This window comes from Pseudomonas sp. 05N434, assembly GCF_056396965.1.
The window spans coordinates 1-600 of the sequence record NZ_JBFTMK010001042.1 but is presented as its reverse complement, the minus strand read 5'-3'; the positions used below and the strand labels follow the sequence as shown (position 1 = coordinate 600).

The 600-nt window shown below is 63.4% G+C and carries 1 protein-coding gene; it reads left to right on the top strand.

Annotation, left to right across the window (positions count from 1 at the left end; genetic code table 11):
* Positions 1-542: NO-inducible flavohemoprotein (locus tag AC1DLB_RS31600; protein WP_477786478.1), on the top strand; the 542-nt coding region annotated here is incomplete at its 5' end.
* Between the last annotated feature and the right edge of the window lie 58 nt (positions 543-600).

Genomic DNA, 600 nt, shown 5'->3' with positions numbered 1-600 from the left:
ACAAGGGCCAGTACCGCATCAGCGTCAAGCGCGAAACCGGTGGCCGCGCCTCCAACCATTTGCACGATCAACTGCACGTCGGCGCGAGCATCATGCTGTTCCCGCCAGCGGGCGACTTCACCCTGACCGCCAGCGACAAACCATTGGTGCTGATCAGTGGCGGTGTCGGCATCACCCCRACGCTGGCAATGCTCGAAGCGGCGCTGGCGACCGAGCGGCCGGTGCATTTTATTCACTGTGCGCGCAACGGCAGCGTGCATGCCTTCCGCGACTGGATCGACGGGCTGGCCGAGCGTCATCCGCAGCTCAAGCGTTTCTATTGCTACGCCGAAGACGATGGCGTCAGCCCGGCGGCGGACAAGGTTGGCCTGCTGAGCCAGGAGCAACTCGGCGAGTGGTTGCCGCAGCAACGCGATGTGGATGCTTACTTCCTGGGGCCTAAAGGCTTCATGGCGGCGATCAAGCGTCACCTCAAGGCCTTGGGTGTGCCGGAGAAGCAAAGCCGTTACGAGTTCTTCGGGCCGGCTGCGGCGTTGGAGTAAGCAGTTGCGGCGACTCGGTCGGGGGACCGAGTCGCTTTCTTCACGGGCAAGCTTCACC